7 protein-coding genes and 1 pseudogene are annotated in these 13,905 nt (G+C 34.5%); 5 read left to right on the top strand and 3 right to left on the bottom strand.

Annotation, left to right across the window (positions count from 1 at the left end; genetic code table 11):
* Positions 1–14: 14 nt before the first annotated feature.
* The gene (locus P8H68_RS03405; RefSeq protein ID WP_300321616.1) at positions 15–851 is read left to right on the top strand and encodes an arginine deiminase-related protein; all 837 of its coding nucleotides are present in this window, start codon (positions 15–17) and stop codon (positions 849–851) included.
* A gap of 28 nt (positions 852–879) precedes the next feature.
* On the opposite strand, the gene P8H68_RS03400 is transcribed toward P8H68_RS03405, so the two are convergent.
* Entirely contained in the window at positions 880–3,417 is a 2,538-nt protein-coding gene (locus P8H68_RS03400) for an ATP-dependent Clp protease ATP-binding subunit (RefSeq protein ID WP_300321614.1), read from the bottom strand.
* Positions 3,418–3,679: 262 nt separating this feature from the next.
* On the opposite strand from P8H68_RS03400, the gene gyrA reads away from it, so the two are divergent.
* Both gyrA and P8H68_RS03390 read left to right on the top strand, forming a co-directional pair.
* Positions 3,680–6,229 carry a DNA gyrase subunit A gene (gene gyrA / locus P8H68_RS03395; protein WP_300321611.1) on the top strand — a complete coding sequence of 850 codons (2,550 nt, stop codon included), beginning with the start codon at positions 3,680–3,682 and terminating at the stop codon, positions 6,227–6,229.
* 16 nt (positions 6,230–6,245) lie between these two features.
* Entirely contained in the window at positions 6,246–7,499 is a 1,254-nt protein-coding gene (locus P8H68_RS03390; protein ID WP_300321608.1) for a tetratricopeptide repeat protein, read from the top strand.
* Positions 7,500–7,574: 75 nt separating this feature from the next.
* Here P8H68_RS03390 and rlmD read toward each other — a convergent pair whose 3' ends face one another.
* Together rlmD and P8H68_RS03380 are read right to left on the bottom strand one after the other, a co-directional pair.
* Positions 7,575–8,984 (bottom strand): 23S rRNA (uracil(1939)-C(5))-methyltransferase RlmD, encoded by a 1,410-nt coding sequence (gene rlmD / locus P8H68_RS03385; RefSeq protein WP_300321606.1) that lies wholly within the window; start codon positions 8,982–8,984, stop codon positions 7,575–7,577.
* 89 nt (positions 8,985–9,073) lie between these two features.
* Positions 9,074–10,933, bottom strand: coding sequence for a DEAD/DEAH box helicase (locus P8H68_RS03380; RefSeq protein ID WP_300321603.1), 1,860 nt, complete (start codon positions 10,931–10,933; stop codon positions 9,074–9,076).
* Between the two features lie 372 nt (positions 10,934–11,305).
* Between P8H68_RS03380 and rpsA the strand changes: the two genes are divergently transcribed.
* Positions 11,306–13,102: a 30S ribosomal protein S1 gene (gene rpsA, locus P8H68_RS03375; RefSeq protein ID WP_300321600.1), complete on the top strand. Its 1,797-nt coding sequence runs from the start codon at positions 11,306–11,308 to the stop codon at positions 13,100–13,102.
* A 186-nt stretch (positions 13,103–13,288) separates the two neighbouring features.
* Positions 13,289–13,905 (top strand): annotated as a pseudogene (locus tag P8H68_RS03370) (phosphoglucosamine mutase); the annotation flags it as partial.

Below are 13,905 nucleotides of genomic sequence, written 5' to 3'. Positions count from 1 at the left end.
TTAAAAATAGTTTTATGGCTGAAAAGTTTTTAATGGTGGCACCACTTACAGCAACTGCCGAATTGAAAGATGAATTTGAAACAGTAGTTTCAAAATTAAAACATATTGGATTACAGATTTTGGTAATGCCGGTTTCTGATGTAGTTAAGGGAAATCAATATTTGTGTTCTAGAGATTGGATTTCATTCGACGTTGGAAAAGTAGCCACGGTGTATCCAATGTCCTTGTTGGAGCGTCAAAGAGAAAGAAATGACATGGTGTTTGAAATATTGGAACAAGATGGGTACGAAGTTTCGGATGTGATAGATTTTACCGATGCTGAAACGGAAGGTGTCTTTTTGGAAGGATTGAGTAGTGTTGTTTTGGATAGAAATGCTAAAGTGGCTTATTTAAGTGTATCTAGTGTTTGTGATCTAGATCTGTTTATTGAGTTTTGCGAGGAATTAGAATATACTCCAATCATATTTAATGAAGAATTTTCAAATAAAAATGAGGTTTTAAAAACATCTAAAATTATTACCATTTGTAAAGACTTTATTTTAGTTTGTTCAACGTTTATAGAGAATAAAAAAGAGAGAAAATTAGTTTTGACACAGCTAAAAAAATCAGGAAGGGAAATAATTTATTTAGATAAAAATCAAATTGAATCATTTGCTAATGATGTGGTACAATGCGTTGGTAAGGATGGAGATGCGTTTGTCTTGGTCTCTAAAACAGCATTTGCTGTATTGAAGGACGACCAAAAAGAAAAAATAAAAAAGTACGGGGCAATTAAAGTGATTGATTGTACGACGATAGAAAAATTTGCAAATCATAGTCTTGGAGCTATGATGAATAAAATTGTTGAATAAAAAAAGGAGCCCAAAGGCTCCTTTTTTGTTATTCTATTTTCTCTTTGTTTTTCTTGATTTTAACAGTTAATTCGTTGCTTTTTTTGTCGAGATCCATTACAATGGAATCCCCTTCAGAAAGCTTGGAATTAACAATTTCCTCAGCCAAAGCATCTTCAACATATTTTTGAATAGCCCTTTTTAGTGGTCTGGCTCCGTAATTTTTATCAAAGCCTTTTTCAGCAATATAATCCTTCGCACTATCACTTAGTTGAAGTGTGTATCCAAGAGAAGAAACTCTGTCTAAAAGTTTTTTCAATTCAATAGTGATGATATTATGGATGTCTGCTTTTTCTAAGGAGTTGAAAATAATTACATCGTCAATTCTGTTAATAAATTCAGGAGCAAAAGATTTTTTCAATGCATTTTCAATAATTCCTTTTGCATGATCATTTGCTTGTTCTACTTTTGCAGCAGTTCCAAAACCAACTCCTCCGCCAAAGTCCTTTAATTGACGTGCTCCAATATTAGAAGTCATTATGATCACGGTATTTCTAAAGTCGATTTTACGACCTAAACTATCGGTAACAAATCCCTCATCTAAAATTTGAAGTAACATATTGAAAACATCAGGGTGCGCTTTTTCGATTTCATCTAATAAAACTACCGCATAAGGTTTTCTTCTTACTTTTTCCGTTAATTGTCCGCCTTCTTCATAACCAACATAACCTGGAGGCGCACCAATTAATCTTGAAATAGAGAATTTCTCCATGTATTCACTCATATCAATTCTGATCAATGAATCACTTGAGTCAAATAATTCACTTGCTAAAATTTTAGCCAATTGAGTTTTACCAACACCCGTAGAACCTAAAAAGATAAAAGAACCAATAGGTTTGTTAGGGTCTTTTAGACCGATTCTATTTCTTTGAATGGCCTTTACAACTTTTGCTACAGCATCATCTTGTCCGATTACCTTTCCTTTGATTTTTTCTGGTAATTCTCCAAGTTTATTTGTCTCTGCTTCAGCAACTCTGTTAACAGGAATTCCGGTCATCATCGAAACAACTTCGGCTACATTATCTTCTGTTACAATTTGTTTGTTTTCTTTAGACGCTTCTTCCCATTGGTTTTGAGCTGATTTTAACGCCGCCTCAATGTTTTTCTCGTCATCTCTTAGCTTTGCTGCTTCTTCGTATTTTTGACGGTTTACAGCGTTTGTTTTACTTTCTTTAATATCTTCTAATCTTTTTTCAAGTTCTAAGATTTGTTCTGGTACAACAATGTTTGTAATATGTATTCTAGATCCGGCTTCATCTAAAGCGTCAATAGCTTTGTCTGGTAGAAATCTATCCGTCATATATCTATTCGTTAATTTAACGCAGGCTTCAATCGCATCTTCAGTATATAGCACATTGTGATGATCTTCATATTTTTCTTTGATATTATGAAGTATCTGCACCGTTTCATCTATAGAAGTAGGCTCTACAATGATTTTTTGAAAACGTCTTTCTAAGGCTCCATCTTTTTCAATGTTTTGTCTGTATTCATCAAGAGTGGTAGCTCCAATACATTGAATTTCTCCTCGAGCCAAAGCTGGTTTTAACATGTTAGAGGCATCCAAGGAACCAGTAGCCCCTCCTGCACCTACAATAGTATGAATTTCATCAATAAACAAGATGATGTCTTGGTTTTTTTCCAATTCATTCATCAAGGCTTTCATTCTTTCTTCGAATTGCCCTCTGTATTTTGTCCCTGCAACTAAACTTGCAAGATCAAGAGAAATTATACGTTTGTCGAATAGGATTCTAGAAACTTTTCTTTGAACAATTCTTAAAGCAAGTCCTTCAGCTATGGCAGATTTACCAACTCCTGGTTCTCCAATAAGCATTGGATTGTTCTTTTTTCTTCTACTTAAAATTTGAGAAACGCGTTCAATTTCTTCCTTACGGCCAACTACTGGGTCTAAGGAGTGATCTTCTGCCATAGCTGTCAAGTCTCTACCAAAATTATCTAATACCGGAGTTTTAGATTTAGTATTTGCTTTTTTTGCCGGTTGTGGGTCAAAAGGATTTGGTTTGCTATCCGAAAACTCGTCATCTTGACTACTTTCAGCAGTCGGTAATTCTGGTAAATCATCCGTGCTGCTTTCTAGTTGCTTGAATAATGATTTTACATCATTGTAATTGATTTCAAAATTATTCAACAGTTTTGTTGTAGGGTCATTTTCATTGCGTAAAATACACAATAGAAGATGAGCAGTATTTACCGCTGTGTCTTGATATAGTTTAGCTTCTAAGAAAGTTGTTTTCAACGCCTTTTCAGCTTGTCTAGTCAAATGTAGTTTTTTCTTATCAGTATCTTCCATGATACTTGGCTCTGAAGGGTTCAAAGCCTCAATTTTTTTCTTTAAATAATCTAGATTTACATCCAGTGTTGTCAATATGTCAATAGCTTTCCCTTCAGCTTTTCTTAGAATGCCTAAAACTAAATGTTCTGTGCCAATAAAATCATGGCTCAGTCTTAATGCTTCCTCTTTGCTGTATCCTATAACATCTTTTACTTTTTGTGAGAAATTATCGTCCATAGTTATTGTTTTGATTTAGGTAAATTTAGTAGAAATTTTTATAAAAAATTACAAAATTTCGTTTATAGTTGATCAAAAATTAGATTATTAACATTTTTTTATAAAAAAAGACGCTGATTTTCAGCTGTATAAATGATGTTGAAAACCTGGTGAAAATGTTAATAACTCTATTCAAATGAAGCACTAGTATTTCTTGCCTAAAAGTGTAAAAATTGTATCTTGCTTATCAGAAAAAAAACTAAGTAAAACTAAATATATTTTTATGGCAGACGGGGATAAGTTGATACCTATCAATATAGAAGAACAAATGAAATCGGCATACATTGATTATTCAATGTCGGTTATCGTATCGAGAGCATTACCAGATGTACGTGATGGTTTAAAACCAGTACATAGAAGGGTTTTGTTTGGGATGCATGAATTAGGTATTAAGGCTACCGGATCTTATAAGAAATCGGCAAGAATTGTTGGAGAGGTATTAGGAAAATTTCACCCCCATGGTGATACTTCTGTGTATGATGCAATGGTTCGTATGGCTCAGGATTGGAGTGTACGTTACATGATGGTTGACGGTCAAGGGAATTTTGGTTCTGTGGATGGTGATAGTCCGGCAGCAATGCGTTATACAGAGGTGAGGATGAAGAAAATATCAGAGGATATGTTGGCTGATATTGAGAAAGATACTGTAGATCATAAGTTGAACTTTGATGATACTTTACAAGAACCAACAGTGTTGCCAACACGTATCCCAACTTTATTAGTAAATGGAGCTTCTGGTATTGCAGTAGGGATGGCGACAAATATGCCACCACACAACCTTACAGAAGTAGTAGGAGGGACGATTGCTTATATAGATAATAACGATATAGAGATTGATGAATTGATGGAGCACATTAAAGCTCCTGACTTCCCAACTGGAGGTGTGTTGTACGGTACGGAAGGTATCAAAGAGGCATTTCATACAGGTAGAGGAAGAATTATAATGCGTGCAAAAGCTTCTTTTGAAGAAGTAAATGGACGTGAGTGTATCATTGTTACTGAGATTCCTTATCAGATCAACAAGGCAGAAATGATTAAGAAAACTGCCGAGTTGGTAAATGAAAAGAGATTGGAAGGGATTGCAAATATTCGTGATGAATCCGATAGAAACGGAATGAGAATCGTTTATGTTTTAAAACGTGATGCGATACCGAATATTGTAATGAACAAGTTGTTTAAATATACTTCTCTTCAAACATCATTCAGTGTAAATAACATTGCTTTGGTGAATGGACGACCTGAAATGTTGAACTTAAAGCAAATGATTCATCATTTTGTAGAGCACAGACATGAGGTAGTTGTGAGAAGAACTCAATTTGAGCTGAAGAAGGCTGAAGCGAGAGCTCATATTCTTGAAGGATTGATCATTGCAAGTGATAATATTGATGAAGTAATTGCTATCATAAAAGCGTCTGGTAATGCAGATGAAGCAAGAGCTAAATTGATTGAAAGATTTAGTCTTACCGAGATTCAGGCGAAAGCAATTGTAGAAATGCGATTGAGACAGCTAACGGGTCTGGAGCAAGATAAATTAAGAAGTGAGTATGATGAAATAATGCTTTTGATTACTGACTTGAAAGATATTTTAGCGAATGAGTCAAGAAGAATGGGGATCATTAAGGATGAGCTTATTGAAGTAAGAAGCAAATACGGTGATGAGAGAAGATCTCAAATCGAATTTGGTGGTGCTGATATGAGAATTGAGGATATGATTCCTGATTCTAAAGTGGTGGTTACTATATCTCATGCAGGGTATGTGAAAAGAACATTATTGTCTGAATACAAAACTCAAAATAGAGGAGGTAGAGGACAGAAAGGAGTTTCAACGAGAAGTGAAGATTTCTTAGAGCATTTATTTGTTGGGACAAATCATCAATACATGATGTTCTTTACTCAAAAAGGAAAAGTTTTCTGGATGCGTGTTTACGAAATTCCAGAAGGAGGTAAAGTTGCCAAAGGGCGTGCATTGCAAAATCTAATCAACATCGAAAATGATGATAAGGTAAAAGCGTTTTTGGTAACTCAAGATTTAAAAGATCAGGATTATATCAACAGTCATTATATCATTATGGCGACCAAGAAAGGTCAGGTGAAAAAGACCTTGTTAGAGCAGTACTCTAGGCCACGTACAAATGGTATCGCAGCCATTACAATTAAAGAGGGTGATGAGTTGTTAGAAGCAAAACTGACTACAGGTGATAGCCAAGTGATGTTGGCATTGAAATCTGGGAAATCTATTCGTTTTGAAGAAGAAAAAACGAGACCAATGGGGCGTGGAGCTTCTGGTGTTAGAGGTATAACACTAGGACATGAAGAAGATGAAGTTGTTGGAATGGTTGCAGTGAATGATATGGAAAGCAACATCCTTGTGGTTTCAGAAAAAGGATATGGTAAGCGTTCTAGTTTAGAAGATTATAGAATTACGAACAGAGGTGGTAAAGGTGTTAAAACTTTGAATATATCTGAAAAGACTGGTGATGTTGTAGCAATTAAAAATGTTACAGATGATGATGATTTAATGATTATCAATAAATCGGGTATTACTATTCGTCTTGCCGTTAGTGGACTGCGCGTTATGGGTAGAGCTACGCAAGGAGTGAAGTTGATCAATATCAAAGGAAATGATTCTATTGCGGCAGTTGCTAAAGTAATGCATGAAGAAGAAGAAGAGGAGGAAATAATTGATGTGGATGCAGAAGTGACTGAATCAACAGAAACTCCAAATACAACGGAAGATTCAAGTGAAGAAATTAACCAAAATTCAGAAGAATAAATATAAACCTTAATTAATGAAAAATAAATTGACCTTACTGATGATGCTAGCGATTAGTATCTCAGTGTTTGCTCAGAAAAAAGAGTTGAAAGTAGCTGAAAAATCTTTAAAAAAGAAGGAGTATGCTGCAGCACAAGAGCAATTGAAAGCTGTAGAACCTTTATTGGAAGCTGCAGATGATAAATTAAAGGAGAAATACTATTACATAAAAGCTAAGTCTATTTATGGTGATGGTAAGAGTTGGAAAAATGATAAGCCGGCTGGTTTAGCATTCAAAGAATTGATTGAATTCGAAAAAGAATCTGGTCAAAAAAAGTATTTGAAAGAAGCAGAAACTACCTTATCTACGATTGTACAGAAATTCGCTAAGTCTGGTTCTAAAATGTACAAAGAAGAGAAGTATAAAAATGCAAGTTATCAGTTTGAAATGGTGTATACTTTAAGCAAACAAGATACGTCGTTTTTAGACAATGCTGCATTATCTGCTTTTTTAGATAAAAACTATGACAGGTCAATTCGTTTTTACAAGCAATTGTTAGAGATTGGTTATACAGGAATAGCAACTCAATACAGGGCAAAAAGTAAGATAAATGATGAGTATGTTTATTTTGCAACGAAAAAAGAAATGGATAACCAAATCATTTTGAAAGCTGCAACGCAACCAGAGGTGTATCAGACAGAGTCAAGAACAGGTGACATTGCTAAAAATATTGCTTTGAGTTATATAGCTAAAGGTGATGAACAAGGAGCGTTGGATGCAATTGCTGAAGCAAAAAAATCTTTTCCAAATGATTATACTTTAGTTATTAGTGAAGCAAATATCTACTACAAGTTAGGAGATAATGAAAAATTTTTAGAAGGTTTAAAAGAAGCAATCTCTATCAAACCAAACGATCCTCAATTGTATTATAATGTTGGAGTATTGACATTAGAGCAAGGCTATGTTGATGAGTCAATCAAAGCTTTTGAGAAGGCAGTTGAGTTAAAGCCAGATTATGCTGATGCTTATAATAACATCGGAGTGGCAATTTTAGAAAGAACAAAGCCTATCGTTGAAGAGATGAATAAGAATTTATCTAACTTCAAAAAATATGATGCTTTGAATGCAAAGCAAAAAGAAGTTTATAAAGAAGCGTTGCCTTATTTTGAAAAGACATTAGAACTGAAACCAACAAACAAGGGAACTTTAAGCACTTTAGTTGGATTGTATGAGCTTCTTGAGATGTATGATCAACAAAAAGCGACACAAGCTAAATTAGATGCTATATAGAGTGTTTAATTTGTAAGAATAAAAAAGCCTAGTGAAATTTTTCACTAGGCTTTTTTTATGCGATTTGTAAAATGATTAGATCAACTCCAATAATACAACATTTTCTACATGATGTGTTTGAGGAAACATATCTACAGCTTGAGTGTTGGCTACTTTGTATTTGTGTTTCATTAACGCTAAATCTCTTGCCTGTGTAGCTGAATTACAACTCACATAAACAATGCGTTTAGGTGAGATTTTTAGAATTTGTTCTACTACTTTTTTATGCATCCCGTCTCTTGGTGGGTCCGTGATGATTACATCAGGTTGTCCATGTTGTTCGATAAAGTCAGAAGTGAAAACCTCTTTCATATCTCCGACAAAGAATTCAACATTGTCTATGTTGTTGTGTTCTGCATTTCCTTTGGCATCTTCAATTGCTTCTGGAACAGATTCAACTCCAATTACTTTTTTCGCTTTTTTTGCAACAAATTGTGCGATAGTACCGGTACCTGTATATAAATCATAAACGAGTTCCTCGCCAGTCAATCCAGCTAAGTCACGTGTCACTTTATATAACTCATAAGCTTGTTTTGAGTTTGTTTGATAGAAAGATTTTGCATTGATTTTAAATCTTAAGCCTTCCATTTCTTCAAAAATATGATCTCTACCATCAAAAAGAATGATGTCTTGATCATAAATAGAATCGTTTCCTTTGCTATTTATGATGTATTGTAGTGATGTGATTTGAGGGAATCTTTCTTTGATGAAGTTTAAAAGTAATTCTCTTTTTTCTTTATCTTCTTTAAAAAACTGAATCACCAACATGATTTCTCCTGTAGAGAGAATTCTAAGCATCATTGTTCTTAGCAATCCATCTTGTTCTCTAGGGTTGTAGAATTCAATAGTATTAGAGATTGCAAAATCTTTTATAGAATTTCTGATTTCATTAGAAGGATCTTCTTGTAAAAAGCATTTTTCAACATCTAAAATTTTGTCCCACATTCCAGAGATATGAAAACCGAGTGCATTTCTGTTGTCAACTTCTTCTTCTGAATTTATTTCTTCGTAGGTTAACCAGCGATTGCTTGAAAAAGAAAATTCCATTTTATTACGATAGAAATAAGATTCTTCGCAGCCTAGGATCGGAGTGATATTTTCAAGTTCAAGATGTCCAATTCGTTGCAAATTCTGGATAGTCTCTTTTTCTTTATAAAAAAGTTGATCCTCATATTTCATGTGTTGCCATTTGCAACCACCACAGTGTTCAAAATGCGTGCATTTAGGTTCTGCTCTTTTGTCGGAGTATTTATGGAATTTTGTAGCCGTACCTTCAAAATATGCTTTTCTTTTTCTCCCGGTTTGTATGTCTACAACATCACCAGGAATTGCATTTGTTAAGAATATAACACGACCATCGGGCGCTTTTGCAACTGATTTTCCTCTGGCTCCAGCATCGATAACTTCAATGTTTTCAAACGTATAATTTTTCTTTTTTCTACCCATTTTGCAAAGATACTTTTTTCTTGAAAATATAAGCCAAAAAAAATCCTCTCTACAAATTAGCAAAGAGGATTGTTTTCAATTTTATGTTGTTAATTTCTTCTTCTTCCAAATCCAGAACTTCTGTCTGATCTATCAGATCTGTCTGGTCTGTCAGAACCTCGTCTATCAGAAGACCTTCTGTCTGAACCACCATCTCTTCTTCTGCTGTCGCTTCTGTCAGATCTTCCACCTTCTCTTCTTTCAGAACGGTTTCCTCCTTCGTAACGTCTACCACGTCCTCTTCTTTCTTCGCTACCGCCTCTACGATCTCTTCTTCCGCGTCCACCGCCACCAGAGCGTTTTTTCTTTTGAGTGATTTCAACATTTACGCTTCGTCCGCTAAATTCAGCTCCTTCAAAAGAACTGATTGTTTCGTCTGTGAAATTTTTATCTAATTCAAAGAAAGAGAATGTATCTAATATTTCGATTTGACCAATTTCTACATTGTCAGTAATCTCTTGCTCGTTGATAAGCCCAATAAGTTTACCAGGGTTAAGATCATCTTTTCTACCTAGGTTGATAAAGAAACGTGTCATGTTTTCATCATCTCTAGATTTTCCTCTGTCATCTGCTCTTCCTCTTTCCGCTTCATTTAAGTCACGAGAGTTAGTATAATATTTTAAGAACTTATTGAATTCAACAGAAACAAATTTTTGAATCAAATCTTCTCTACTTAATCCTTCTAAGCTTGAGTAGATACTTTCTAAGTAAGTGTCAATCTGATCGTGGTTTACTTCAGTCTCTTTTACATTATTGATCAAACTGAATAATTGACTCTTGCAAATTTCTTCTCCAGAAGGAACTTCTTTTTTGTCAAATTTCTTGTTGATTTTTCTTTCAATTGGACGTAATCTACCAACTTCTTTATTAGTAATCAAAGCAATTGAAATACCTTTGTTTCCTGCTCTACCAGTTCTACCACTTCTATGCGTATAAGCTTCTGTTTGATCTGGTAATTTGTAGTTGATAACGTGTGTTAAGTTGTTAACATCTAATCCACGTGCGGCAACATCTGTTGCTACCAGTATTTGTAAACTTTTGTTACGGAATTTTTGCATAACACCATCACGTTGCGCTTGTGATAAATCTCCGTGAAGTGCATCAGCATTGTATCCATCTTGAATAAGATTTTCTGCAACTTGAGCAGTTTCGCGTTTAGTTCTGCAAAATACAATACCATAAACATCTGGATTTGCATCACAGATTCTCTTTAAGGCAGGGTATCTGTTTCTTTCTGTTACAACATAGTATTCGTTTGTAACATTGTCTGAACCTTTATTTTTTTGACCTGCCGTAATTTCAACAGGATTATCCATATAGTTTCTTGCAATCGATTCAACCTCTCTAGGGAAAGTTGCAGAGAATAATAATGTTTGTTTGTCTTCAGGAGTAACCTCAAGAACTTGATCCAATTCATCCTTGAATCCCATGTTCAGCATTTCATCTGCCTCATCAAGAATTAACCATTGAACGTTTTCTAATTTTAATCTTCCTCTTTTGATAAGATCTACTGTACGTCCAGGTGTACCAACAACAATTTGAACCCCTTTTCTTAGACTTCTAATTTGCTCATCAATATTTGCTCCTCCATAAACGGTAAGAACATTTACGCCTTTCATATATTTAGAAAAACTCTCAATGTTTTTTCCAATTTGAACTGCTAATTCTCTTGTAGGAGAAAGAATAATTGCTTGAGTAGATTTATCATTTGCATTCAATTGCTGTAATACAGGCAAACTAAATGCGGCAGTTTTACCAGTACCAGTTTGTGCAAAAGCTTTTAAATCTTGTGTTGATGAAATTACTTGAGGAACAGCTTTTTCTTGAATTTCGGAAGGTGTTTCGTACCCTAAATCGGTAAGCGCTTTTAGGATTTCGTCGTTCAATCCTAATTCTTTAAATGTAGACATTTTGTATAAGTTATTGACTTACAAAATAATATCGCTACTTTGTTAGCCGTTGTTAAAAGTCTGCAAAGGTACGCCTAATAGTTATATTAATCTAAGGAATGCCATTCTTTTTTGATTTAATTATAACTTGGGTGATGAGACTTATGCATAAACAAGATACTGTGAGTTTCTGTTATTTTATAAGTCTCTAATTATCAAAGTTATTAATATGTCATATCTGTTGTGCAATTTAAAAATAAACCCTAAATTTGCACTCCTTTTTACGAGTACAGATTTGAAAAGGTTTATATACATTTATTTAATTAACATCTCTTGTTGTTGATTTCGTATAAAAAATCTGGTTAACGATAGGATACAAATAATTAAGACAACATGTCTGAAGAATTAAAAAACGAAGTTGAAGCTCAGGAAGTACCTGCAGTTGAGGCTGTAAACCCAGAACAATTTTTAGCAGATTTCGATTGGCATAAATACGAAGAAGGTATTGAAGCAGTAGACGAAGCTAAATTGAAAGAATTTGAATCTGCTTTAGAAGGAACTGTAGGGTTCGTGAATGAGTTGGATGTAATTGAAGGAACAGTTACTAGATTGACTGAGCGTGATGCTATCATCGATATCAATTCAAAATCTGAAGGTGTTATTTCTTTAAATGAATTCCGTTACAATCCTAACTTAGCAGTTGGTGATGTTGTAGAGGTATTGGTTGATAAGAGAGAAGACGTTTCTGGTCAATTAGTATTATCTCATAAAAAAGCGAGAGTAATCAAAGCTTGGGATAGAGTAATCAATGCTCAAGAAACTGGTGAAGTAGTTAACGGTTTTGTTAAGTGTAGAACTAGAGGAGGTATGATTGTGGATGTATTCGGAATCGAAGCATTTTTACCAGGTTCTCAAATTGACGTGAAGCCAATTAGAGATTACGATCAGTATGTAGATAAAACAATGGAATTCAAAGTTGTGAAAATCAACCACGAGTTTAAAAACGTTGTTGTATCTCATAAAGCTCTTATTGAAGCTGATATTGAAATACAGAAAAAAGAAATTATTGGTAAGTTAGAAAAAGGACAAGTACTTGAAGGTATCGTTAAAAACGTAACTTCTTACGGTGTATTCATCGATTTAGGTGGTGTAGACGGTTTGGTACATATTACTGATTTATCTTGGTCAAGAATCAATCACCCATCTGAGGTTGTTGAATTAGATCAAAAATTAAATGTAGTAATTCTTGATTTTGATGATCAAAAAACAAGAATCCAATTAGGATTGAAGCAATTAAACGCTCACCCATGGGAAGCTTTAGATGCTGAATTGAAAGTTGGAGACAAAGTAAAAGGTAAAGTAGTAGTACTTGCTGATTACGGTGCGTTTATCGAAGTTGAACAAGGAGTAGAAGGATTGATCCACGTTTCTGAAATGTCATGGTCAACTCACTTACGTTCAGCTCAAGACTTTGTAAAAGTTGGAGACGAGGTAGAGGCTGTAGTATTAACTCTCGATAGAGAAGACAGAAAAATGTCATTAGGTATCAAGCAATTACACCCAGATCCTTGGACTGATATTACTAAGAAATACCCAGTTGGTTCTAAGCATAAAGGAACTGTAAGAAATTACACAAACTTTGGTGTATTTGTTGAGTTAGAAGAAGGTATCGATGGATTGGTATATATTTCTGATTTATCTTGGACTAAGAAAATCAAACACCCATCTGATTTCGTAGCAGTTGGTGATGTATTGGATGTTCAAGTATTAGAATTGGATGTTGAAAACCGTAAGTTGAACTTAGGACACAAACAAACTCAAGAGAACCCATGGGACGGGCACGAGGCTACTTATAGCATCGATTCTGTACATGCAGGTACAATTAAAGAAAAGACTGACAAAGGAGCAATCGTTGTTTTTGCTGATGGAGTTGAGGCTTTCGTACCAGGACGTCATTTAGAGAAAGAAGATGGAAGCAAGCTTGGAAAAGGTGATGCTACTGACTTTAAAGTATTAGAATTCAACAAGGAATACAGAAGAATTGTTGCTTCTCATACTGCAATCTTTAGAGAGGAAGAGGCTAAAAATATCAAAGCTGTAGCTAAGAAAGCAGAATCTGCTGAAAAGTCTACATTTGGTGATATCGCTGGTCTTGCTGACTTGAAAAAGAAAATGGAAGGAAAAGAATAGTTCCAACATTTTAATAAATAATGAAAGAGTTGTCTTTAGTTAGGCAACTCTTTTTTTGTTTATTATGATTTAGTGTGCTCGAACACATAAGTTTTGTATATTTGTAAAAAAACATCAAAATAAAAGAGAATAGCGAGTAGACTTTTTTATTTTTGTGATCGAATTCAAACAAATCTAAATTGAAATATGTCATTAATTAAATCAATATCAGGAATTAGGGGAACCATTGGAGGTTCTATAGGCGATAATCTTACGCCGCTAGATGCAGTAAAGTTTGCAAGTGCTTATGGAACTTGGTTGATAGAAAGAAATAAAAATCTAGAAGGTACTTTAAAAGTTGTTATTGGTAGAGATGCACGTATTTCTGGTAAGATGATTAGCAGTTTAGTATCGAATACCTTAGTTGGTTTAGGAATTGATGTGGTGGACTTAGGATTGTCTACAACACCAACTGTTGAGGTTGCAGTACCTATGGAAAAAGCAAATGGAGGTATTATTATTACAGCATCTCATAATCCAAAACAATGGAATGCGCTGAAATTATTGAATGAAAAAGGAGAATTCTTGAATGGTGTTGAAGGAGAGAAAATCTTGGTTATTGCCGAAAATGATGCTTATTCATATGCTGAGGTAGATGACTTGGGTGCTTATACGAAAGATAGGTCTTATGTTCAAAAGCATATTGATGCTGTTTTAGCGCTGAACCTAGTGGATGTGGAAGCTATTAAAAAGGCAAGTTTCAAAGTAGTGTTGGATGCAGTGAATTCGACTGGGGGGATATTTATTCCTGCTTTGTTGGAGCA

The sequence above is a fragment of the Flavicella sp. genome (assembly GCF_029238425.1).
Taxonomy (GTDB): Bacteria; Bacteroidota; Bacteroidia; order Flavobacteriales; family Flavobacteriaceae; genus Flavicella.
This window is presented reverse-complemented; position numbering and strand designations above follow the sequence as displayed.

Coding starts and splice junctions, on each gene's coding strand:
- P8H68_RS03390 (WP_300321608.1), top strand. CDS start 6,246: ATGAAAAATAAATTGACCTTACTGATGATGCTAGCGATTAGTATCTCA.
- gyrA (WP_300321611.1), top strand. CDS start 3,680: ATGGCAGACGGGGATAAGTTGATACCTATCAATATAGAAGAACAAATG.
- rpsA (WP_300321600.1), top strand. CDS start 11,306: ATGTCTGAAGAATTAAAAAACGAAGTTGAAGCTCAGGAAGTACCTGCA.
- rlmD (WP_300321606.1), bottom strand. CDS start 8,984: ATGGGTAGAAAAAAGAAAAATTATACGTTTGAAAACATTGAAGTTATC.
- P8H68_RS03380 (WP_300321603.1), bottom strand. CDS start 10,933: ATGTCTACATTTAAAGAATTAGGATTGAACGACGAAATCCTAAAAGCG.
- P8H68_RS03400 (WP_300321614.1), bottom strand. CDS start 3,417: ATGGACGATAATTTCTCACAAAAAGTAAAAGATGTTATAGGATACAGC.
- P8H68_RS03405 (WP_300321616.1), top strand. CDS start 15: ATGGCTGAAAAGTTTTTAATGGTGGCACCACTTACAGCAACTGCCGAA.